The sequence below is a fragment of the Flavobacterium magnum genome (genome assembly GCF_003055625.1).
Classification (GTDB): domain Bacteria; phylum Bacteroidota; class Bacteroidia; order Flavobacteriales; family Flavobacteriaceae; genus Flavobacterium; species Flavobacterium magnum.
On sequence record NZ_CP028811.1, the window covers coordinates 1,114,359 to 1,137,005 of the forward strand.

Sequence of the window (22,647 nt, forward strand, 5' to 3'; positions counted from 1 at the left end):
CAAATGAAGAGGATAGTGATCACAGGATTTGCCCTATTGGGGTTATTCCGCATGCAGGCGCAAACGCAGCCTTCAGATTCAACAGGGTATAAAAGCACCAAGCTCAAGATCGAGGAGGTAAACCTGGTGTCGAGTTATTATAAACAAAATGGAAACAATTCGGCAGTCACCGGCGGCATCGGGACCGAGGAGCTGACCGATATTTCCAACGCGATTGATTTGAAGCTGGTCAAATACGGCAAGACAGGCAACAAGCACACCTGGGATGTTGAAGTCGGCGTGGACCATTATACGTCCGCTTCCTCTGATATGATTGATCTCAGCGCCAATTCATCGGCTTCATCAGGCGACATCCGCTTTTATCCGTCGGTCAGTTACCTCATGGAGAATGAGGACAAAGGCCAATCTTTCGGCGCAGGGGTGTCTTCGTCAACCGAATTTGACTACCAGTCATTTGGCGGGAATATCGTTTATGCCAAAAAAACCAAAGACCGCAATGGGGAATTCACCGCCAAATTCCAGGCATATCTCGACCAGGTGAAATTGGTCGAACCGGTCGAACTGAGGACAGGCGGGGAAAATTACGGGACGGCGTCGAGAAATACGTTTGCGGGCTCGTTAAGCTATGCGCAGGTCGTCAACCGGAATTTCCAGGTAATGTTCCTCGCCGATGTGATTACGCAAAGCGGCTACCTCGGGCTGCCCTTTCACAGGGTGTATTTTGATGATGGCTCAGTGCACCAGGAGAATCTTCCGGACACACGCCTGAAAATTCCGCTTGCGGTGCGCGGCAGTTACTTCCTGGGTGATAACATCATCCTGCGCGCGTACTACCGCTATTATACTGATGACTGGGGTTTAAAGTCGCATACTGCCGATCTCGAAGTGCCGGTAAAACTCTCTCCGGTATTTTCGTTAAGCCCTTTTTACAGGTTTTATACCCAAACAGCTGTCAAGTACTTTAAAGGATTTCAGCAGCATGACGGTACTGAGGAATTCTACACCAGCAATTACGATTTATCGAAATTCGACAGCAGTTTCTTCGGCATGGGGATGAAATTCACGCCGCTTAAAGGCGTTTTTGGTCTCAAGCATTTCAATACCATTGAAATCCGCTATGGGCACTATACCAAGACGACCAACATGGTGTCGAACATCATCAGCATCAACATCAAATACAAATAAGAATCGGAATATTCCATTAAAAGGCTGTCCATCGGGCGGCCTTTTCCGGTTTAGAATTCCATGTAAAATCCGAGTCCGGCTTTGCCCTGGTTATAGGATGGCATCAGCATGCCGGTCGCCTTTGTGCTTTTGCTGAAAAAGGTTTTCTTTACAAAGGGATGGATCCAGTAAGCAATTTTTGTACTTAGTATTCCGATGCCTGCTCCCGCGGCGACATCCGTAAGCCAATGGCGGTGGTTATACATCCTGAAGAAGCCCGTTCCGGCGGCCACAGCGTATCCGGTAATGCCGTACCACGGAGACACGTTTTTGTATTCCTGATACAAAAATTCGGCACCCATAAACGCGGTCGCCGTATGGCCTGACGGGAAAGAATTGTTCGAAGTGCCATCAGGTCTCCATACCGTACCGGTATTTTTGATGATATTGACCGAAGTTGCCATAATCAGGTAAGCCGTGCCTAATATGATGGTGCGGTCTTTGAAGTTATGCCGGCCCTGGATCCCGAAGGCATTGAGGGCATACACCGAAAGGAACGGACTGTATTGTGAGAAATCGTCTACTGAGATTTTCTCGTCAATGTGTTCTTTCAATTCATTATTCGTACTTGAATTAATCCCTCTTAGTGTTGGGCTTTCAAGTCCGATAATACCGTAACCAAGTAAAACGGTCGGAATGATCAGGGCTTTGTAATTGAAATGGTAATTGTTTTGCGCGGGTAAGGTATCCAGTGTCTGTCCCTGGGCTGTCGAGAGCCTGAAGGACAGCAGGATGGCGATTGCCATGAGTCTTTTTGTCATCGGGATGTATTTGTGGGCAAAGTAAATTTATTTTCCTCAATCCTGAAATCGAAAATCGGTGTTCGATGCGGATATTGCGGTAAATAAAAATCCCGACATGGCTGCCGGGATTTTGTTATCTCATTTTGTTAATCGTAATTAATTCTTACTCAGTACTAATTTTTTCACGGTTTCCTTATTCTGATAGCTGATCCTGATGTAGTAAACACCGTCAGCGTAACCGCTTACATCCATAAACGATTTCTGTGAGGTCGGTTTGTGTTGCGCAATTTGCCTTCCAAGGTTGTCAATGACAAAAATGTGATCGGCGATAAGGCTGCCTGTATCAACAGTGAACGTACCACGGCTTGGGTTCGGATACATGGTAATCAGGTTGTCCAATGGAAGTGTTCCGGTACCTAAAGAGTCGATAGTCACACACTCACTGGTTACTGTACAATCGCCAAGGGTAATGATGACGGCGTATTGACCGTTTTCTGTTGCGGTAAAGCTTTGATTGGTCTCTCCGTCGATAATTCCCGGAGTCTGGTCACACGAAATCCATTGGTAAGACGCCCCGCTTTGGTTTGCCGTGATGGTTTCCAGATTCAAAGTTGTGGTATTATCCAAAGCATTGATTGCTACATTGAAACTGCTTTCGGCACTGCAATCCCCGTTTGATGCGTAGATGTAAACCGTCTGTGATGTGGTAATGACATCGCCTGCGTTGAGCATGGTTCCTGCGCCTGCGGTTTCGGTGAAATAATTCCCGTTGGTCAAAGCCGGAAGTGTGTAGCTGTCGCAAGCTGTTACATCGGCGAAGTCATCGACTATTGGTGTAGAAGTGATCGTTACGGCAAAATCCGTTTCGGCACTGCAATCCCCGTTTGATGCGTAGATGTAAACTGTCTGTGACGACGTGATGACATCTCCTGCGTTGAGCATGGTTCCTGCGCCTGCGGTTTCGGTGAAATAATTCCCGTTGGTCAGTACCGGAAGCGTGTAGCTGTCGCAGGCTGTTACATCGGCCAGGTCATCGATTATTGGTGTAGAAGTGATCGTTACGGCAAAATCCGTTTCGGCACTGCAATCGCCGTTTGATGCGTAGATGTAAACCGTCTGTGATGACGTAAGAACATCTCCTGCGTTGAGCATGGTTCCTTCGCCTGCGGTTTCGGTAAAATAATTCCCGTTGGTCAATACCGGAAGCGTGTAGCTGTCGCAGGCAGTCACATCGGCAAGGTCATCGACTGTTGGTGTAGAAGTGATCGTTACGGCAAAATCCGTTTCGACACTGCAATCCCCGTTTGATGCGTAGACGTAAACCGTCTGTGATGTGGTAATGACATCGCCTGCATTAAGCATGGTTCCTGCACCTGCGGTTTCGGTGAAATAATTTCCGTTGGTCAATGCCGGAAGCGTGTAGCTGTCGCAAGCGGTCACATCGGCCAGGTCATCGACTGTTGGGGTTGCGGTAATCGTTACGGCAAAATCCGTTTCGGTACTGCAATCGCCGTTTGATGCGTGGATGTAAACTGTCTGTGATGAGTTAATGACATCTCCTGCGTTAAGCATGGTTCCTGCGCCTGCAGTTTCGGTGAAATAATTTCCGTTGGTCAACACCGGAAGCGTGTAGCTGTCGCAAGCTGTTACATCGGCGAGGTCATCGACTATCGGTGTAGAAGTGATCGTTACGGCAAAATCCGTTTCGGCGCTGCAATCCCCATTTGATGCGTAGATGTAAACCGTCTGTGAGGACGTGATGGTATCTCCTGTGTTGAGCATGGTTCCTGCGCCTGCGGTTTCGGTGAAATAATTTCCGTTGGTCAATACCGGAAGCGTGTAGCTGTCGCAAGCTGTTACATCGGCAAGAGTATCGACTGCCGGGATAGGATTGATGGTTACGATAAAGTCACTTTCGGCAGTACAACTTGATATTGCGCCCAAAACGTACACATATATAGTTTGCGAGGTGGAGACTACATCTCCGGCGTGAAGCAAGGTTCCGGCTCCTCCGGGTTCGGTGTAATAGTCTGCGTTTGTGGTCAGCACTGGGAGGATGTAACTTCCACAGGCAATGACATCGTTCAGTTCGTCGATCACAGCAACAGGCGAAATGGTCACTGTGAAACTTTCTTCAGCGGTACACATCCCATTGTCTGCATAAACATATATCGTTTGTGTCGAGGTAATTGCGTCTCCGCCAGCAAGCATCGTTCCTGAGCCATTAGGTTCGGTAAAGTAATTGCCGTTTGTCAATACGGGCAAAGTATAACTTACGCACGCCGTAATATCGGTTTTTTCATCTAGTGTAGGATTCGGGTTTACGGTGATGGTCATTGTTGCAGCCAAAGCGCATTGTCCCGCATCCGGCGTGAAGGTGTAGGTGGTCGTAGCTGTGTTATCCAAAGAAGGCGACCAACTTCCCGTGATACCATTATTCGAAACCGTTGGCAGGGCAGCCAGCGCAGCTCCGAAACAAATCGGCATTACCTGTGTAAAATCAGGTGTGATGTTCGGGTTTACGGTGATGGTCATTGTTGCGGCCAAAGCGCATTGTCCCGCATCCGGGGTGAAGGTGTAAGTAGTCGTAGCAGTATTATCCAACGCAGGCGACCAACCTCCCGTGATACCATTATCGGATACCGTTGGCAGGGCAGCAAGCGCAGCTCCGGAACAAATCGACATTACGGGTGTAAAATCAGGTGTGATGTTCGGGTTTACCGTGATAGTCATTGTTGCATCCAGAGCGCATTGTCCAGCATCCGGCGTGAAGGTGTAAGTAGTCGTAGCAGTATTATCCAACGCAGGGGACCAACTTCCGGTGATACCATTATTCGAAACCGTTGGCAGGGCAGCCAGCGCAGCTCCGGAACAAATTGGCATTACCGGTGTAAAATCAGGTGTGATGTTCGGGTTTACCGTGATGGTCATCGTGGCAGCCAAAGCGCATTGTCCCGCATCCGGCGTGAAGGTGTAAGTAGTCGTAGCAGTATTATCCAACGCAGGGGACCAACTTCCCGTGATACCATTATTCGAAACCGTTGGCAAGGCAGCCAGCGCAGCTCCGGAACAAATTGGCATTACGGGTGTAAAATCAGGAGTGATGTTCGGGTTTACGGTGATGGTCATTGTTGCAGCCAGAGCGCATTGTCCCGCATCCGGTGTGAAGGTGTAGGTGGTCGTGGCCGTGTTATCCAAAGCAGGCGACCAGCTTCCGGTGATGCCATTATTGGATGCCGTTGGCAGGGCCGCCAATGCAGCTCCGGAACAAATCGGCATTACCTGTGTAAAATCAGGTGTGATGTTCGGGTTTACCGTGATGGTCATTGTTGCAGCCAAAGCACATTGTCCCGCATCCGGCGTGAAGGTGTAAGTAGTCGTAGCAGTATTATCCAACGCAGGCGACCAACTTCCCGAGATACCATTATTCGAAACCGTTGGCAGGGCAGCCAGCGCAGCTCCGGAACAAATCGGCATTACCGGTGTAAAATCAGGTGTGATGTTCGGGTTTACCGTGATGGTCATTGTTGCAGCCAAAGCGCATTGTCCCGCATCCGGGGTGAAGGTGTAAGTAGTCGTAGCAGTATTATCCAAAGCAGGCGACCAGCTTCCCGTGATACCATTATTCGAAACCGTTGGCAGGGCAGCCAGCGCAGCTCCGGAACAAATTGGCATTACCGGTGTAAAAACAGGTGTGATGTTCGGGTTTACGGTGATGGTCATTGTTGCAGCCAAAGCGCATTGTCCCGCATCCGGTGTGAAGGTGTAGGTGGTCGTAGCTGTGTTATCCAAAGCGGGCGACCAGCTTCCAGTGATGCCATTATCGGATACCGTTGGCAGGGCAGCCAATGCAGCTCCGGAACAAATCGGCATTACCTGTGTAAAATCAGGTGTGATGTTCGGGTTTACCGTGATGGTCATTGTTGCAGCCAGAGCGCATTGTCCCGCATCCGGTGTGAACGTGTACGTCGTCGTAGCGGTGTTGTTCAAAGCTGGTGACCAGGTTCCGATAACACCGTTGTTGGACGTTGTCGGCAGCGCAGCCAAAGTAGCTCCTGAACAAATTGCTGCCACCTGAGTAAATGCAGGTGTTGTCGGCTGGTTAACTGTAATAGTCATCGTCGCCGTATTGGCACATTGCCCGGCTGACGGAGTAAAAGTATAAGTTGTCGTAGCGGTATTGTTTAATGCCGGTGACCAGGCTCCGGTAACACCGTTGTTGGACGTTGTCGGCAGCGCGGCTAATGTGCTTCCTGAACAAATTGCTGCTACCTGAGTGAATGCAGGTGTTGTCGCTTGGTTAACCGTAATAGTCATCGTCGCCGTATTGGCACATTGCCCGACAGATGGTGTGAACGTGTAAGTCGTCGTAGCTGTGTTATCCAAAGCGGGCGACCAGGTTCCGGTAACACCGTTGTTGGACGTTGTCGGCAGCGCAGCCAAAGTAGCTCCTGAACAACTTGCTGCTACCGGAGTAAATGCAGGTGTTGTCGGCTGATTAACTGTAATAGTCATCGTCGCCGTATTGGCGCATTGCCCGGTTGACGGTGTAAAGGTGTACGTTGTCGTAGCGGTGTTGTTCAAAGCCGGTGACCAGGTTCCGGTAACGCCATTGTTGGACGTTGTCGGCAGCGCGGCCAAAGTAGCTCCTGAACAAATTGCTGCCACTTGAGTAAATGCAGGTGTCGTCGGTTGGTTAACTGTAATAGTCATCGTCGCCGTATTGGCGCATTGCCCGACTGATGGTGTGAACGTGTACGTGGTCGTAGCGGTATTGTTTAATGCCGGTGACCAGGTTCCGGTAACGCCATTGTTGGATGTTGTAGGCAGCGCTGCCAAAGTAGTTCCTGAACAGATTGCTGCTACCTGAGTAAATGCAGGAGTTATCGGCTGGTTAACTGTGATCGTCATCGTTGCCGTATTGGCACATTGCCCGGCGGACGGCGTAAAAGTATAGGTTGTCGTAGCGGTATTGTTCAATGCCGGTGACCAGGTTCCGGTAACGCCGTTGTTTGAGTTTGTCGGCAGCGCGGCTAATGTGCTTCCTGAACAAATTGCTGCTACCTGAGTAAATGCAGGTGTTATCGGCTGGTTGACTGTGATCGTCATCGTTGCCGTATTGGCACATTGCCCGGTCGATGGTGTAAAAGTATAGGTCGTCGTAGCAGTATTGTTCAAAGCCGGCGACCAGGTTCCGGTAAAGCCATTATTAGATGTCGTTGGCAATGCCGCTAATGTGCTTCCGGAACAAATCGGAGCCACCGCAGTGAATGTAGGTGTCACCTTTTGATTAACTGTAATAGTCATCGTCGCGGTGTTGGCGCATTGGCCAACTGACGGTGTAAAAGTATAGGTCGTCGTAGCAGTATTGTTCAAAGCCGGCGACCAGGTTCCGGTAAAGCCATTATTAGATGTCGTTGGCAATGCTGCTAACGTGCTGCCCGAACAAATCGGAGCCACCGCGGTGAATGTTGGTGTCACCTTTTGATTAACTGTAATAGTCATCGTCGCGGTGTTGGCGCATTGGCCAACTGACGGTGTAAAAGTATAGGTCGTCGTAGCAGTATTGTTCAAAGCCGGTGACCAGGTTCCGGTAAAGCCGTTATTAGATGTCGTTGGCAATGCCGCCAACGTGCTGCCCGTACAAATCGGAGCCACCGCAGTGAATGTTGGTGTCACCTTTTGATTAACTGTAATAGTCATCGTCGCGGTGTTGGCGCATTGGCCAACTGACGGTGTAAAAGTATAGGTCGTCGTAGCAGTATTGTTCAAAGCCGGCGACCAGGTTCCGGTAAAGCCATTATTAGATGTCGTTGGCAATGCCGCTAATGTGCTTCCGGAACAAATCGGAGCCACCGCAGTGAATGTAGGTGTCACCTTCTGGTTCACGGTGATGGTCATCATCGCGGTGTTGGCGCATTGGCCAACTGACGGTGTAAAAGTATAGGTCGTCGTAGCAGTATTGTTCAAAGCCGGCGACCACGTTCCAGTAAAGCCATTATTAGATGTCGTTGGCAATGCCGCTAATGTGCTTCCGGAACAAATCGGAGCCACCGCAGTGAATGTTGGTGTCACCTTTTGATTAACTGTAATAGTCATCATCGCTGACGTGGCGCACTGGCCTGCTGTCGGAGTGAATGTGTAAGTTGTCGTAGCAGTATTGTTCAATGCCGGCGACCAGGTTCCTGTAATCCCATTATTTGAAGTGGTGGGGAGTGCAGCCAGCGTCGCTCCTGAACAAATTGGAGCTACAACTGTGAATGTCGGTGTCGTCGAATTCACTGTAACTGAAACCGGTGTTCTTGCGCTTTCACAGTTATTAATTACCTGGGTAATATAATAAGTTCCAGTCGTAAGGAGTGTTGCAGGCGGAAGCGATGATCCGTTTACAGGCACATTGTAATAGCGTCTTGGAAAGCCAGTCGACACCAGGTCGCCCACAACGGACCCAAGACAAAAAGTTTGATTAGCCGGTGCCGTAGGTGCAGGTGTTACGTTCACGGTTGCTGTAACGGCTAACCTTGCAATAGATTCGCAAGTACTGTTTGACCTCGAGGCATAGTACGTTGTGCCGCTCACAATCGGAGTTGTTGATGCCAACAGATTTCCGCCGCTCGGAGCGTCGTACCACTTGATGTTTGTGCCGGTTGCAGCGAGGTTTGCTATGGTTGCCGAATTACAAAACGCCTGGGAAGCTGCGCCCGTCGGACTTGTCGGCTGTGTTGAAGTGCTTATAAAACTATAGGCGCCGGTAACAACGTTCAGGCTGATGTTGTAGGTACAGGCCACCGCCGGAATGTTAGGACCGTCCTGGACGCCCGTTCCCGTTGGGAAAGTGTTGTTGCCCCAATTGACAATCCAGTCGCTGTTCAGTCGGAACTTCACACCGCCGGTAGACAATGTGTAATTGTTCAGGGTGAAGTTAATACCATCGGTACTGGACATAAAAATGTCGGTATCCCAACCAGAGGCACCTTCACCCAACAGGCTCACGACAGTCGGCGTACAACTGATGTAACGCGACCTGTCTGTTTGTTGCGTACCACAGGAAGCATCGGTATGTATAAAATACCTCACAATGCCGGCAGTGCTGCCTGAGTACCACCTTACCGGCGTTGTGCCGCTCGCGTAAACGACGTTTCCTGCCGCATTGGTAACCGTAATGTAGTCTGTAGCAATCGAACTCGTAAAGGTGTAAGTATTGCCTGCGGTAACATTTACGTTGCAGAATTCTCCTGCCCATGAACCATTTAAGATGAGTTCGTTGCTTCCGCTACAGGTCGGCGTGAAGGTTGAAGTTGGAAATATTCCGAAATTACCGCCGGTCCCGTTACAGCTCAATGCTGCCACCGTGGTAAAACTGCCGCCCGCAATCCAGTTGCTTTGGCTGCTGCCGCAGTTTGACCTGATCCAAAAGAAATAAGTCTGGCTCGCGTTCAGGCCGGTGATGTTGCTTTGTGATGGGCTTACCGTGCCCGTTGGCGTCGTACCTGCTGTCGGAGCAGTGTTCACCACACTTACGTAATATTGGTAACTGTTTGATGGGGTTGGACTCGCTGGTGTAAAATTCAGGTATGCTGAATTGGACGTAATGTAGCTTGCAGACAGGTTGGAAGGCGCCGCACAAGTGACTGAATTCAGCGTAGTAAAGCTTCCGCCGTAAACCCAGTTGCTTTTAGACGCGGCACTACAGGCAGCCCTTACCCAAAAATAGTAAGTCGTCGCTGAGTTCAGATTGGTTATTACTTTTGAAGTCGTTGCTGAAGTACCCGTTGCCGCGGTGTCATATTGCGGACTCAATACATTCGAGGTACTTATATAATATTCATATCCGAGACCCGGTGACGTAGTAGGTGTCCAGCTCAGTGTAGCGCCAACTGACGTTACTGCCGAGCTTACGGGAGAGGTTGGTGAAGGACATACTGATGTCTGACACGTTACATAGCGGCTCCTGTTTACGTTTTCGGTGCCGCAGTCACTGCCTGAATGAATGTAATAACGCAAAGTCGTCGTCCCGCTGTCTACGATGTATACCACAGGCGTGAGGCCATATGCAAGGATCTGCGTGCCGGCAGTATTGGTAATCGTGATGAAATCTGATGTATTAGACGAGGAGAATGTGAGTTTTCTTCCATTGGCAACCGATACATTCGTGTATTCGCCTGCATACGCAATGTTCGTAACGAGTTCCGGATTGCCTGAACATGAAGGCGAAAAGGTTGTCGTCGGATACAATACGCCGCTGGTACACCCATTTCCTAATGTGGTGGGCAGGCTGGTGAAATTGAAGGGTCCGCCCCAGGCACTTTTTGTAGTGCCACAATTCGACCTTACCCACACATAATACAGGGTGTTGGGTACAATCCCGGAATTTACTGTAACAATATTGTTAACAACGCTGCCTGTCGGAACTGCTGCATTTGACGGTGTGGCATTGGAAGTGGTCACAATATAGTCATAGCCATTGCCTGGGGTAGTGGTTGTCAGCCAGTTTAAAGTCACACTGCTGCTGGACAGGCCATTTGTATAAATGTTATAAGGCAGCGGACAGGAAGAATCCACTGAAGTGATGTACCTGATGCGTCCCGTAGTATCGTCAGCACAAGTGGAATTGGCGTGGATGTAATAACGGAATACGCCTGTGTTGGCGCCCGAATTCCAGGATAAAGGGGTCGTTCCGGTTGCATAAACAGAAGTACCTGCGTTATTGGTTATTGTGATATAATCTGTGGCGACGGAACTTGTAAAAGTGTATTGCTTGTTGGCCGAAATATTGACATTAGAATATTCGCCGGCCCAGGTGTCGGTTACGATTTGTTCTAAAGCACCTGTATTTAGTGGGGTATAAGTGGCTTCAGGATACAGGCCGTAAGTAGCGGCATTGCAGTTTTGGAAAGCGATTGTCGTAAAACTTCCGCCTGAAACCCAGTTTCCCTTAGTTGAAGTGCAGTTTGACCTTATCCAGTAGAAGTACGTGGTGCCCGCATTTCCTACCAGCGTTGTCGCGACAGAGGCATTGCCTACCGTACCCGTTGGGTTTGAAGATGCCAAAGGAGGCACACCGGTCGTGTTGACAAAATAGTCATAACCGGTCGTTGGTATTGATGCCGGCGCGGTCCAATTGATCCTGACCGAATTGGATGTGATGTTGCTGACAAACAATCCGGTTGGTGACGCGCAGGAAGCCGGTGGTGTGGCACAGGTGATATAACGGATCCTTCCGATATTCTCTGTAGTACAGCCTGAATTTTTATGGATAAAATAACGGATGACTCCTGACGTTGATCCCGACAACCAGGTCACCGGGGAAGTGCCGTTGGCATAGGTAAGCGTGCCTGCGGCATCTGTTATGGTAATGTAATCAGTGGTTACAGAACTTGCGAACGTGTACTGTTTGTTGGCCACCACATTGACTTCGGCATATTCTCCCGCCCAGCAATCGGTGTTGATGGTTTCCTGGTTGCCTGAACACAGCGGCGTAAAACTGGTCGTAGGGTAAAGACCTCCGGAAGTACACTGCCCGAATACCTCGGGAATGAAAAACAATACAGCCAATAAACTAAATAAAGTAATTTTTGATTTCATATGTAATCCTTAAAAAATTTTTATAGCAAAGCAAACTTAACTTTTAACTCCTTATATATAAAGAAACACATATGCTTTTTTATAAAAAAGCACGTGCTTTTTGTGACGCAAACGTTTGTTGGTAAATGTTTTACCGTCAGTTTTCCTTTTCAGTCTCTTCAATAAAAAACGAGGGTGAAATCCCGGTGTGTTTTTTGAAAATCCTTACAAAAGTGGCCGCTTCCTTATAGCCTATTTCTTCCGCAATCGCCTGCAGCGTGTACTTCCGGAAAATGGCATCCTCCTTAATCTTTTTCAGCACATAATTCATCCTGAGCTCCTGTGTATATTCTGAAAAGGTCTGTTTTTTGTGATTGTTGAAATAATTTGAAAGGTACGATGTGTTCGTATTGATCTTCTTCGCCACATAGCCGAGCTTAAAATCGGGCTTCAGGAAATCGTGCTTGCGCTCCATTTTCGCCAGGCCTTTGGCAATCTTTTCGATAACGTCCTCTTCCACGATTACCTTAATGGCCTCCTTATCGGCGGTTTGCTCTGGCGTGGCCTCAATATTTTCATTGGACGGCAGCGTGTTTTTTTGATTCAGCTTATCGACAAGTTCGAGGTATTTCTGGTGCTGCCGTTTCTTCCTTCCCAGTGTAATGGCCCAATATCCGATGAATGATACCAGCAATATCGCGGCGATGGTTGTCAGAATACTATTTTCAATGCGTTTCTTTTGTAACGCCTTCCGAACCTCCTTCGATTTATAAAACCATTCAAGTTCATTGATTTTGTCTTTCGTGTCTTTTGCATTATACAACCTCTCGTATTTGTAGGAAAGGTCCTTAAAATACAGCGCTTTATCGGCATTCCCAAGCGTCTTGTACATGGTATACATGTTCTCATTATTGACGTACAGGCTGTAATAGTCCTTATTTTCCAACAGCCGTTTCTGGCTTAGTGTGTAGTAATAGGCACTGTTGCCAATATCTTGCCGCGATGTGTAATAGTAGAGCAGGTTGACATAATAATTCGGGTCGAAAAAGTGATGCGCCGCCGATTCAGTAATGCATTGTTTGAGTACTTCAGGATTCGGATTGTCCTTGAAATTTTCACGGTTAAAAAGTGCCGCGTAATAAGCCTGGTAATTGCTTTTGTGGCAAAATTGCAGCGCCTTGTCCATATTCATCAGGACCGGCCCGAGGCTGTCATTGCCATATTTACGATAATATGAGTAGGCCTTATTTGAATAGTAATTGCACCAAACCAGCGAGTCGTTGAGTTTTTTTGCCAAAGTATACTGCTCCTTGAGATACTCCGAATATTTAACGTCATTGTCCATATCCAGCAGCGAGTAAATCAGGTTATTTACTACATTCTCATGGAATTCCGGATTGTCTTGCTTCGTCTTTTCGTAAAATTCATAGTACACCTTTTGCGCCTCATTATCGGATTTCGAATAATAATTTGCCGTATACCTGAAGGTGTTGCCAAAATAGCCACCCACCGCATCATTGTTTTTCTTTGCGGTCCTGATCGCAATCTTGGCAATTGAATCGCATTGTGCCGAGTTCCCCTGATAACATAAAATCTGGCATTTGGCCAATAATTTCGCCACGGCATCTTTGTCGCTGTCCAATATCTTTTCGTTCAGTATCGTTCGCGTAAGCAGGGTGTCGTGGTAGATAATCTTTTCGGTTTTATCCAGGACGGAATCGTAATGCTGAAAAGAAGCGCTTAAATCCTCATTGTTCTTTGCACAGGAAGCCATAAGCAGGAAAGTACAAAGTGCGAAAAGACGGCTCATTAATTTGCGGGTGATTTTTTTTATAAAGAAAATAAAAAAAAGTCAAATCCAACGGGCATTAACAACCAATAGTTAAAAAACATTGAATCTTGAGCCGGGCGCAAAATCTTTTAACATATTTAGCGGAATTTGCATGGAAAAATCACAAAACGGTCACATTTCGGCTTTCGCTATCTCATCAATCATACCATTAAATATGAAATAGTGGAACGGCAGGACGGCGTACCAATAGAGTCGGCCGCCTAATCCAAGCGGCCTGAACGTCGCCGTCTGGTACAGCGTATTATCATCTGAAATCCGGAATTCAAGCCAGGCCTCGCCGGGAAGTTTCATCTCAGCATACAAGAGCAATCGTTTTTCGCTTCGGCTCGAATAGAGCACGCGCCAGAAATCGAGTGATTCTCCTGCGTAAATCACTGCCCGGTGCTTTCGTCCGCGTTTGAGGCCCACACCGCCGAAAAGTTTGTCAATGAAGCCACGCAGTTTCCACAGCCAATTGCCATAATACCAGCCCGTATCACCGCCTAAAGCAAAAATCTTATCCAGTGCCAATGCGGGATTTGAAAGCTTCCGGGTTTTCATATCGCGGAAGCATCCATATTCGGGCACCGCAATGAGGCGCTCCATGCCTGACGCGAGCGCCTCACTGGTCTGGGCATCTTTCCAGGTCGACAGCACGAGGTTTTGCTCAATCTTATCAAACGCGATCGCAATCGCTTCCCGATAGGTGAGCAGCCTGATGCCGAGACGGTCGACCAGGTCGTTTTCCTTTGCGACGACTTCCACTTTCATGCTGTCCACCAGGTTGCGCGCCAGGTGGTAGGAGGTTGATGTAATAAAATACAGCCAGTACGAAGACAGTTTCGGCGTCATCACTGGCAGGGTAAAAATCCTTCGGCGGAGTCCACGCTGTTGTGCAAATTGTAACAACATCTCGCGATAGGTCAGGATGTCGGGGCCATAAATGTCGAATTGCTGCCCGTAGCAGTCTTCGCGAAGCAGGACGCCCTCGAGAAATTCGATGACATTCCGTATTGCGATGGGCTGGCATTTTGTCTGAAGCCAACGCGGTGCGACCATTACCGGTAACTTTTCGACGAGGTCGCGGATGATTTCAAATGAGGCACTGCCTGAGCCTACGATAATGCCTGCCCTGAGCGCCGTCAGTGGCACGGTGGAGGCATGCAGGATGGCCTCAACAGATTTCCTCGATTCAAGGTGCGGTGAGAGTTGGCTGTCATTCACGATCCCGGTCAGGTAAATGACCTGCCGGCACTGCGTTTTTTCGATTTGGCGCACGAAATTTTTTGCCGAAATCGCTTCCATACGCTCAAAGTCTTTGCCGCTGTTCATCGAATGCACGAGGTAATAGGCAGCGTCTATGGCATATGGGATGTTGCCCAGCGTCTTTTCGTTAAGCAGGTCAAGCGCAATGACGGATAGCCTGTCGGTGTTGTATTTTTTCCGGTCGAAACGGGCACGATCCCTGACCGCGCAGACGACTTCGTGGCCCTGGTCCAGCAGTACCGGTATAAGTCTTTGTCCGATGTAGCCTGACGCGCCTGTAAGCAGGATTCTCATGATTATTTCATTATGGTTCCCAGTCCGCCATCGATATGGACAACCTGTCCGGTCATCCAACCGGCATTCAAAAGGTAAATCGCCAGATCAGCGATGTCTTCCGCACTGCCGATGCGTTTCAGCGGATGGCGGTCCATGCCTGACTGACGCTTGGCATCTGAATTGAGCAGCATTTTCGCCAAAGGCGTATCAGTAAGCGACGGGGCAATGCAGTTGACCCTGACTTTCGGCGCAAATTCTGCGGCAAGCGATTTCGTGAGTCCCTGCACCGCGGCTTTGCTGATGCTGATGCTGGTGTGGAAAGGCATCCCGATTTCAGCAGCGACCGAACTGAACAACACAATGCCGGGATGGCTTGTTTCGGAAAGGTTCCTGCGGTATTTGCTGATCAGCCGGAAAGCGCCAAGCACATTGATCCTGAAGTCGTCGAGGATGTCACTTTCCTTTACTGATGATAAAGGCTTAAGGTTGATCGAGCCCGGGGTGTAAACCATGCCGTCAAGGGTACCATCGATGTCCGGAAGTGGTTCATCCAGCATGAAATCATGTCGGATAAATTCCAGAGCGCTGTGTTGCGGCAGGTTTTCGGGACTTCTGCCTATCGCAATGATATGGCATCCGTCGTCAAGTAGTTTTTGGCAGATTTCCCGCCCGATGCCGCTGCTGGCACCTGCAATAAGGTATTTTTTTTGGTCATTCATAATTCAGGTATTTTAAACAGGCTGTATAATATTTGGAATAAGATGGGTAAAAACCGGTGACTTCGGGCACGATCCATTCGCGGCTTTCCACCTGCGCCCCGTGGTAATTGATGATGGGATGCTCCCGCGCGATGAACCGGACTTCGGGATAAGCCGATCGCAGGTCTTCAAACTCACCGCAATAGACTTTCAGATTGGGAATGTTCCTGGAGAGCGCCAGCACAAAAGCCATTACTTTTTCGCTGACAGGAAATTTTCGGAAATGCGACGGTTCAAGGATCAATATGCGGTCGTAGTGCTCATGCTCGTGCCAAAAAGGATTGAGGTTGTAAAAGTCGTACAAAAGTGCGGTGGCTGTTTTCAGGTCAGGTATCCCTGTTTTTGTAAGGAACGTATCAAGCACCGGAACGGTGTGGTCCTTAAGTATTTCGGGCACCGGCATGTCCTGCAGCTCGTCATAGGTGCAGTCCAGGAAGGTCGCCGACTGCTGTGATCTGCTGTAGAAATTGATGTTTTCCTGGTTCGCAATGTACTTCTTCCCGGTCAGGTTTCCGGCGACCCATTGCCAACTCGCAAAATTGCTGGCGACGTCGGCATCAAGCAGGTGGTAATACATCCAGCCGGCCGGTACTGAAAATCCGAGACGCGCCACATTGCAGCAAATTGATGCCACGTAAAGTCGGAAGTGGTTATGCATGTAGCCGGTTTGGTAAAGGTCGTGCACGGCAGCGTCAATTTCCCGGATGCCCGTGACGCCATTCAAAATGGCAATGGGTATACCCGAAATTTTCGCATCGCTGTCGGTGCGGATGGATGCGTGATACAATTCCGGACGCGACTGCAGCAATCTTTGAAAATAGTCCCTCCACAGGAGCTCGCGTATGAACTTTTCAAGCACCGTTTTCGGATATCTCGCTTTGAGATTCCGGAACACCTGCCGGGTCGTTATCACACCCCTGGAAATGTAAGGCGACAGGCGTGACACCTGTCCATCCTTAAAATTTCGCGTGGCGGCGTAATGGGTAGGGTCGAAGTTTTCAACGCAAGCGAGAATTTCATCAATGGCGGTAGGGAAGCTATTCATACCATAAAAATAGGCATTATATTTTTGTTTAACAATATTATTTAAAAATTAAACAAAATGTTTTCATCCGCAAGGGATTTTGGTTTCCTGTCCTTTCTAAAGCGATGGGGATGACTGCACCCGGTGGCTGCATTTCGCTGTGCTTATTTCGACACTCGACTTTCCAATTTCGATGATTCCGTTCCAGAGGTGGGTATTGGGCGTTCGACAATACATTACTCGGAAGCAAAAACTTCCCAAAACAATAAAGACCTCACATCGCGGTGAAGTCTTTTCTTTGATAAGCGATTCAAAACCGGTTGCGTCTTATGGTTTCGCCTGCGCCCTTAATTTACTGTTTTTCCTGCCGTAAAAAAAGTAAACCGCAAAGCCAATCAGCAACCATACAATCAGCCTGATCCAGGTATCGAGTGGCAATGAAAACATCATGACCAGACAGGTTACAATGCCCAAAATAGGGACTAGGGGGACAAATGGCGTTTTAAAAGGGCGCTCGAGTTGGGGTTGTTGCCTGCGCAGTATCAGTATGCCCAAACAAACCATAACGAACGCCAAAAGGGTGCCTATACTGGTCATCTCGCCCACGACGCTGATGGGGACAAATCCTGCGAACAAGCTGATGAACAGGCACAATACGAGATTCGATCTCGATGGCGTCTGGAATTTCGGATGCAGTTTTGAGAACACTCCGGGCAGGAGTCCGTCTTTGCTCATGGCATAAAACACCCTTGACTGGCCGAGTAAGTCCACCAAAATTACAGACGTATAACCGATCAAAATGGCAAGGATTACCGCGACACCGAGCCATTCGTAAGGGGTGTTTGCAATCGCGATGGCTACCGGGGCAGCGCTGTTCTTGAAATCTGTGTAATTGGCCAGTCCGGTCATCACATACCCGAAAAGGATAAACAGGACCGTACATACCAACAATGACCCCAAAATACCGATAGGCATATTGCGCTGCGGATTCCGGGTTTCCTGCGCCATGGTTGCCACAATATCAAATCCGATGAATACAAAAAATACAACCCCGGCGCCCCGCAGGATGCCGCTCCAGCCGTACTCACCAAATGTCCCGGTATTGTTGGGGATGTATGGCTGGTAATTTCCGGGGTCAATGTAATGCCATCCGAGGCCAATGAACGCAATAACCACACCGACTTTAAGGGTGACCACGATGATGTTAAATATCGCAGATGATTTGGTGCCCCGGATAATGATGGCCGTAATCACGAAGATGATGAGTACCGCAGGAAGATTCACTATCCCGCTTACGACAGAACCGTCCAGTAATGTCACAGATTCAAAGGGCGACTGCACCAGTTGCGGCGGAATGTGAATATCAAACTTTTCAAGGAATTTGACAAGGTACTGCGACCAACTGATGCCAACAGTCGCCGCACCCACTGAATATTCCAGTACCAAATCCCACCCGATGATCCAGGCAAACAATTCGCCCAAAGTGGCATAGGCATAAGCGTAGGCGCTGCCGGAAACAGGAACCATCGCCGCGAATTCTGCGTAACACAACGCACTAAACGCACAGCCCACCGCCGCTATGATAAATGATAAGGTTACTGCAGGTCCTGCATTATTGGCTGCGGCAATCCCGGTAAGTGAAAACAGACCTGCGCCGATGATAACTCCTACACCGATGGCAACCAGGTTTACGGCACCTAAACTTCGTTTCAATGTCCCTTTGCCTGTCTGTGCGGCCTCGCTTTTTAATAATTCAATTGATTTTCTCAGCATAGTTATTGGGTGATGTATTTATATGGGTTGACAATCCTTTTTAGGACCTGATTGAATTTCCTGATTTTTACCTGGGTTCGTTTTTCAAATTGGTAGCGCGACAAATTGGTTAATGCCACACCTGAAAGTATGATCCCCAACCCCGCGAATTGTGCTGAGGAAATGCATTCGTTGGCAACAAGCCAGCCGATGATAACCGCCACGATAGGGTTGATGTACGTGTGCGTGCTGACCAGGACGGGATCTTTGACAGACAAAAGCCAGATGTAAGAAACATAGGCCGTAATGGATCCGAAGAAAACGAGGAAGAGCAGTCCAAGTATCGAGGAAGTCGTGATTTCGGACAGCTCGAATACTGTCCACTCGCCGCGGAACAGCGCGACAATGAGGCTTGCTACCCCGGCAACAATCAGTTGTTGGGCGATGTTCATAAACGTGGAATTTCCTGCCGGATTGTTCTTCGAGTACAATGAACCGATGACCCAGGACACTGAGCTCAATGCCAGAATAATAAATGCAAGCACTTTCAGGCTGCCGTCATTTTCAGCCTGGGCCGGCCTTACACTGCCTTGGAGAAAAAGCAATAAACCGGCAAAGCCAATGATCAGGCCGAGTGTAATTAATCTATTGGAAAAATAGGTTTTCCAGTTTTTCCTGTCGAGCGCAATAAACCAGAACGGTCCGGTGGCGATGGCAATCGCGGCCTCAGTCGACGTCACGTATTGCTCGCCCCAGGCAACCAGTCCCGTGCCGCCCGTAAGGATCAGGATGCCGGTAATGGCATTTTTTTTCCATCCTGTCGCCGATCCGGTGCTTTCTTTTTTGCTTTTGCGCCAAAGCAACAGCAGTACTCCGGCGGCCAGGAATCTGAAACCGGAAAGAATGAACGGTGGAAACCCTTTGAGGCCATATGATATGGCGAGGAAAGTGGAACCCCAGATGACATAGATTCCGGCAAACGCCAGCACAATTAGCAGCGTAGTTTTATTTTTTATAATTGACATGATATTTTTTTTGAAGGTTTAAATAAAAAAAGGCCCTTGCTCTGAGTTGAGGAAGGACCTGATAATTACATTGGTGTATAACTAAGAAGACACATTCCGGCAACAATGGACGCACATCATCATATGGCAGCAGTCCATTGAGTGGTGTTTTTTTGCGAAATTTTTACTTGCCTGTGTTTTCATAGTATTCAAATTAGGGTTAAACAAAAAAAGCCTTTCGGATATGAAAGGCTTTATAAACTTGTGAAAATAAAATTATTTATCTCGGGGCCATTTCATACAACGCATCAGACATGCAGCACATCATGCAGCAAACTGTGGTCATCTTATTATGGCTTATATTTCTCATTTCGGGTACAAAAGTATCAACTTATTTTTAAACTATGCTAATGAAATATTTTTAAATTGTTATAAAATCACCAGTTAATAACCATCTCCCAAGTGTATAGGGCGAAAGCAGTTTAAGAAATAACGTAACGCAGTACTTTCCGATTTTTTTTGTCGCTATATTCGCACATAATTTTCAAAAAATGGTGGAATCACACCATTGTTTACCAATAACCGCCCATTTAATTTTGATGCATCATCATGAAGCAATTTTTTACAATATTATTTATCAGTCTTGGATGCTCCATTTCGGTTTATGGTCAAAAGGATCGTAACGTTTTGTTGCAGGAATTGTCCAAATCAAAACAGGATACCACCAAAGTATATTTGCTTTTGGATGTAGCGGAAACGTATATTGATGATCCAAAAAATTTCAAGCAATACCTTCAAAAATCATTTTCTCTAAGTAAAAAATTGAACCATCCCAATGGAGAAGGCAGGTACTATCAGTTGATGGCAAAATTTTACTCCTATCAAAATGAGCCGGACAGCTGTGTTTACTTTGCGAAGAAAGGCGTTGAAAATGCCAGGAAGTTAAAATTCGATAAACAAGCCCAATCGTATTCCAATTTAGCATACGCCTACACGATGAAAGGCTATCCTGATTCAACACGATTTGCTCTTTTAAAAGCACTACATATCGAAGAAAAGCTCAAGCCAGACCCTTATAGGCTCGCCATTTTGTATGTAAATTTAAGTGCTAACAGTTATGCCATTCATGATTACAAAAAAATGATAGCATACAGCCAAAAATCACTGTATTATGCCAATAAGCATCCCAAAAAAAGATTTCTGGCGGAAGCACATATCAATCTGGGTTTGGGTTTTACAAATGATAAAGCATTGGATAGTGCCGATTATCACTATAGCCGGGCTCTGGAATTAGCCTACAAAAATCAAAACATAATTCAACAATTATACGTTCTGGAAAATATAACCGATTTATGGAATATTAAACGGAACTATCCTAAAATGCTGGAAACGGCAACGATTTTTCATAAAATCAGCAAAGCCAATCCGGAATTTGTTTCTGAATGGATAAAAAGCGACCGTTTGTTAGGCAGAGCGTACTTGTTTAACAATCAGATTGATAAAGCGAAATCGTATGCTGAAATTGCTTTAAAAAATTCCACAAAAGAAAAGGACAATCCTGAAAACGTCATGCAGGTGCATTACTTGATGTATGAGCTTGAAACCCGGTTGGGGAACTACAGCAAAGCCGAAGACCATTACACCGTTTATGATTCCATTGATAACGTTTTCAGGGGAGAAGAAACGCAGCAAAACATCAATATTTTAAATACAAAATTTAAGGTTGAGAAGAAGAATGCCGAGCTCAAATTGCAGAAAGCCGCGTTGCAACGCAAAGAAATGACCATCTTTTTCCTGTCATTTGGGATCGTTGCCTTGGTCGTCCTGGGCTGGTTTGTTTACAAGAACAGAGAGAAAAAACAAAAAATAGCGAGTCAAATCCAGCAAATCGTCGCGTCAAAATCAATCATAAAAACCCAGGAAGACGAACGGACCCGAATCGCCAAAGACCTTCACGACGGTTTGGGAGGTTTATTGTCAGGTGTCAAACAGTCGTTACACAGTATGAAAAATAGCTTTATAATGGAAGCCAACGAGGCTCAGTCGTTCGAAAACACCATCGATATCTTAGATCAGGGAATCAGGGATCTGCGAAACATCGCACACAATATGATTCCGGAAAATCTGATAAAGTTTGGCTTGGAAACGGCCACACGCGATTATTGTTCCTACATCGGCCATTCAAATGCGTTGAAGGTCGCTTTTAGCCCGATAAATATGGAGGGCTACCACAAAGATTTCACGCATTCGGTAACGGTGTACAGAATCATCCAGGAATTGGTCCACAACGCAGTGAAGCACGCCGAAGCCAAAAATTTGATTGTTCAACAGGCGGTGCAAAGCACTACGTTATACATCACCATCGAGGATGATGGTAAAGGTTTTGACACAAACAACGCAACAAGCGGAATTGGAATTTCAAATGTCAGGAACAGGGTGTCGGTATTGGAAGGAACCATGCACATTACATCGAACCATCTGGGAACAACCGTAAATATTGAGCTTCCGATATGACAAAGATTATAATTGTTGACGATCATCCCTTGGTTATCGAAGGCATAAAGGCCTTGATCGAAAGCGATAGTTCGTTTGAAATTGTAGGTATTGCGTTGAATGGAAAGCAAACGAATCAACTTCTTAAAACTGAAAAACCCGATATCATATTCATGGACATCAACCTACCGGATTGCAGCGGTATTGACTTGTGCAGGGAGATTTTGCTGAAATTCCCATCTATCATCATTATTGGTTTAAGCACCTTTAATACACCCAGTTATATCCAGGCAATGCTTGACAGCGGCGCCAAAGGGTATTTGCTGAAAAACACCACAAAAAATGAATTTTTAAAGGCGCTGAATACAGTTTTATCACATAAAACATATGTTTCGGAGGAAGCCAAAAGTATTTTGAACACCTTCAAAACGGAAACAGAAATAGTATTGACCCGAAGGGAACGGGAAGTTTTACAACTTATCGCAAGCGGTAAGTCAAATACAGAAATTGCCAAAGAACTTTTCATCAGCCCTACAACGGTGGACAGCCACCGGACTAATCTGTTGGCTAAATTCAAGACCAATAACACAGCACTCTTGGTAAAACAAGCGCTAAAATCAGGCTTTATAGTATATTAATCAGGCAGGGAATTTAAAAACCTCCGGAAATCAGGAGGTACACTGCCGGCAACTTGTAAGGGTATTGATTAAGA

11 protein-coding genes are annotated in these 22,647 nt (G+C 47.3%); 3 read left to right on the forward strand and 8 right to left on the reverse strand.

The features are described 5' to 3' along the window. Positions 1-3: 3 nt before the first annotated feature. Positions 4-1,185: a DUF3570 domain-containing protein gene (locus tag HYN48_RS04560; RefSeq protein ID WP_108369999.1), complete on the forward strand. Its 1,182-nt coding sequence runs from the start codon at positions 4-6 to the stop codon at positions 1,183-1,185. Between the two features lie 50 nt (positions 1,186-1,235). On the opposite strand, the gene HYN48_RS04565 is transcribed toward HYN48_RS04560, so the two are convergent. From HYN48_RS04565 to HYN48_RS04625, 8 genes are all read right to left on the reverse strand, one after another. Then, positions 1,236-1,985 carry a phosphatase PAP2 family protein gene (locus HYN48_RS04565; RefSeq protein WP_108370000.1) on the reverse strand — a complete coding sequence of 250 codons (750 nt, stop codon included), beginning with the start codon at positions 1,983-1,985 and terminating at the stop codon, positions 1,236-1,238. Between the two features lie 138 nt (positions 1,986-2,123). After that, on the reverse strand, positions 2,124-11,552 hold the full coding sequence (locus tag HYN48_RS15155; protein ID WP_146171719.1) for an Ig-like domain-containing protein: 9,429 nt from the start codon (positions 11,550-11,552) through the stop codon (positions 2,124-2,126). A 136-nt stretch (positions 11,553-11,688) separates the two neighbouring features. After that, complete coding sequence (locus HYN48_RS04600) at positions 11,689-13,341, reverse strand: helix-turn-helix domain-containing protein (RefSeq protein ID WP_108370007.1); 1,653 nt, start codon at positions 13,339-13,341, stop codon at positions 11,689-11,691. Positions 13,342-13,494: 153 nt separating this feature from the next. After that, the gene (locus HYN48_RS04605; protein WP_108370008.1) at positions 13,495-14,922 is read right to left on the reverse strand and encodes an SDR family oxidoreductase; all 1,428 of its coding nucleotides are present in this window, start codon (positions 14,920-14,922) and stop codon (positions 13,495-13,497) included. A 2-nt stretch (positions 14,923-14,924) separates the two neighbouring features. Beyond that, positions 14,925-15,623 carry an SDR family NAD(P)-dependent oxidoreductase gene (locus HYN48_RS04610; RefSeq protein ID WP_108370009.1) on the reverse strand — a complete coding sequence of 233 codons (699 nt, stop codon included), beginning with the start codon at positions 15,621-15,623 and terminating at the stop codon, positions 14,925-14,927. Next, a complete protein-coding gene (locus tag HYN48_RS04615; RefSeq protein WP_108370010.1) occupies positions 15,616-16,707 on the reverse strand; it encodes an FAD-binding domain-containing protein in 1,092 nt (363 codons plus the stop codon). The genes HYN48_RS04610 and HYN48_RS04615 overlap by 8 nt, the downstream gene beginning before the upstream one ends. A 306-nt stretch (positions 16,708-17,013) precedes the next feature. Then, entirely contained in the window at positions 17,014-18,459 is a 1,446-nt protein-coding gene (locus tag HYN48_RS04620) for an APC family permease (protein ID WP_108370011.1), read from the reverse strand. Between the two features lie 2 nt (positions 18,460-18,461). Continuing rightward, positions 18,462-19,463 (reverse strand): EamA family transporter, encoded by a 1,002-nt coding sequence (locus HYN48_RS04625; protein ID WP_108370012.1) that lies wholly within the window; start codon positions 19,461-19,463, stop codon positions 18,462-18,464. A 1,359-nt stretch (positions 19,464-20,822) separates the two neighbouring features. On the opposite strand from HYN48_RS04625, the gene HYN48_RS15270 reads away from it, so the two are divergent. Next, the gene (locus tag HYN48_RS15270) at positions 20,823-21,956 is read left to right on the forward strand and encodes a tetratricopeptide repeat-containing sensor histidine kinase (protein WP_181248529.1); all 1,134 of its coding nucleotides are present in this window, start codon (positions 20,823-20,825) and stop codon (positions 21,954-21,956) included. Then, entirely contained in the window at positions 21,953-22,573 is a 621-nt protein-coding gene (locus HYN48_RS04640; protein ID WP_108370014.1) for a response regulator, read from the forward strand. The genes HYN48_RS15270 and HYN48_RS04640 overlap by 4 nt, the downstream gene beginning before the upstream one ends. The last annotated feature ends 74 nt before the right edge of the window (positions 22,574-22,647 follow it).

What these genes read in the sequence shown, in the direction of transcription:
- HYN48_RS04560 (WP_108369999.1), top strand. Translation starts at nt 4, where the DNA reads ATGAAGAGGATAGTGATCACAGGATTTGCCCTATTGGGGTTATTCCGC.
- HYN48_RS04565 (WP_108370000.1), bottom strand. Translation starts at nt 1,985, where the DNA reads ATGACAAAAAGACTCATGGCAATCGCCATCCTGCTGTCCTTCAGGCTC.
- HYN48_RS15155 (WP_146171719.1), bottom strand. Translation starts at nt 11,552, where the DNA reads ATGAAATCAAAAATTACTTTATTTAGTTTATTGGCTGTATTGTTTTTC.
- HYN48_RS04600 (WP_108370007.1), bottom strand. Translation starts at nt 13,341, where the DNA reads ATGAGCCGTCTTTTCGCACTTTGTACTTTCCTGCTTATGGCTTCCTGT.
- HYN48_RS04605 (WP_108370008.1), bottom strand. Translation starts at nt 14,922, where the DNA reads ATGAGAATCCTGCTTACAGGCGCGTCAGGCTACATCGGACAAAGACTT.
- HYN48_RS04610 (WP_108370009.1), bottom strand. Translation starts at nt 15,623, where the DNA reads ATGAATGACCAAAAAAAATACCTTATTGCAGGTGCCAGCAGCGGCATC.
- HYN48_RS04615 (WP_108370010.1), bottom strand. Translation starts at nt 16,707, where the DNA reads ATGAATAGCTTCCCTACCGCCATTGATGAAATTCTCGCTTGCGTTGAA.
- HYN48_RS04620 (WP_108370011.1), bottom strand. Translation starts at nt 18,459, where the DNA reads ATGCTGAGAAAATCAATTGAATTATTAAAAAGCGAGGCCGCACAGACA.
- HYN48_RS04625 (WP_108370012.1), bottom strand. Translation starts at nt 19,463, where the DNA reads ATGTCAATTATAAAAAATAAAACTACGCTGCTAATTGTGCTGGCGTTT.
- HYN48_RS15270 (WP_181248529.1), top strand. Translation starts at nt 20,823, where the DNA reads ATGCTGGAAACGGCAACGATTTTTCATAAAATCAGCAAAGCCAATCCG.
- HYN48_RS04640 (WP_108370014.1), top strand. Translation starts at nt 21,953, where the DNA reads ATGACAAAGATTATAATTGTTGACGATCATCCCTTGGTTATCGAAGGC.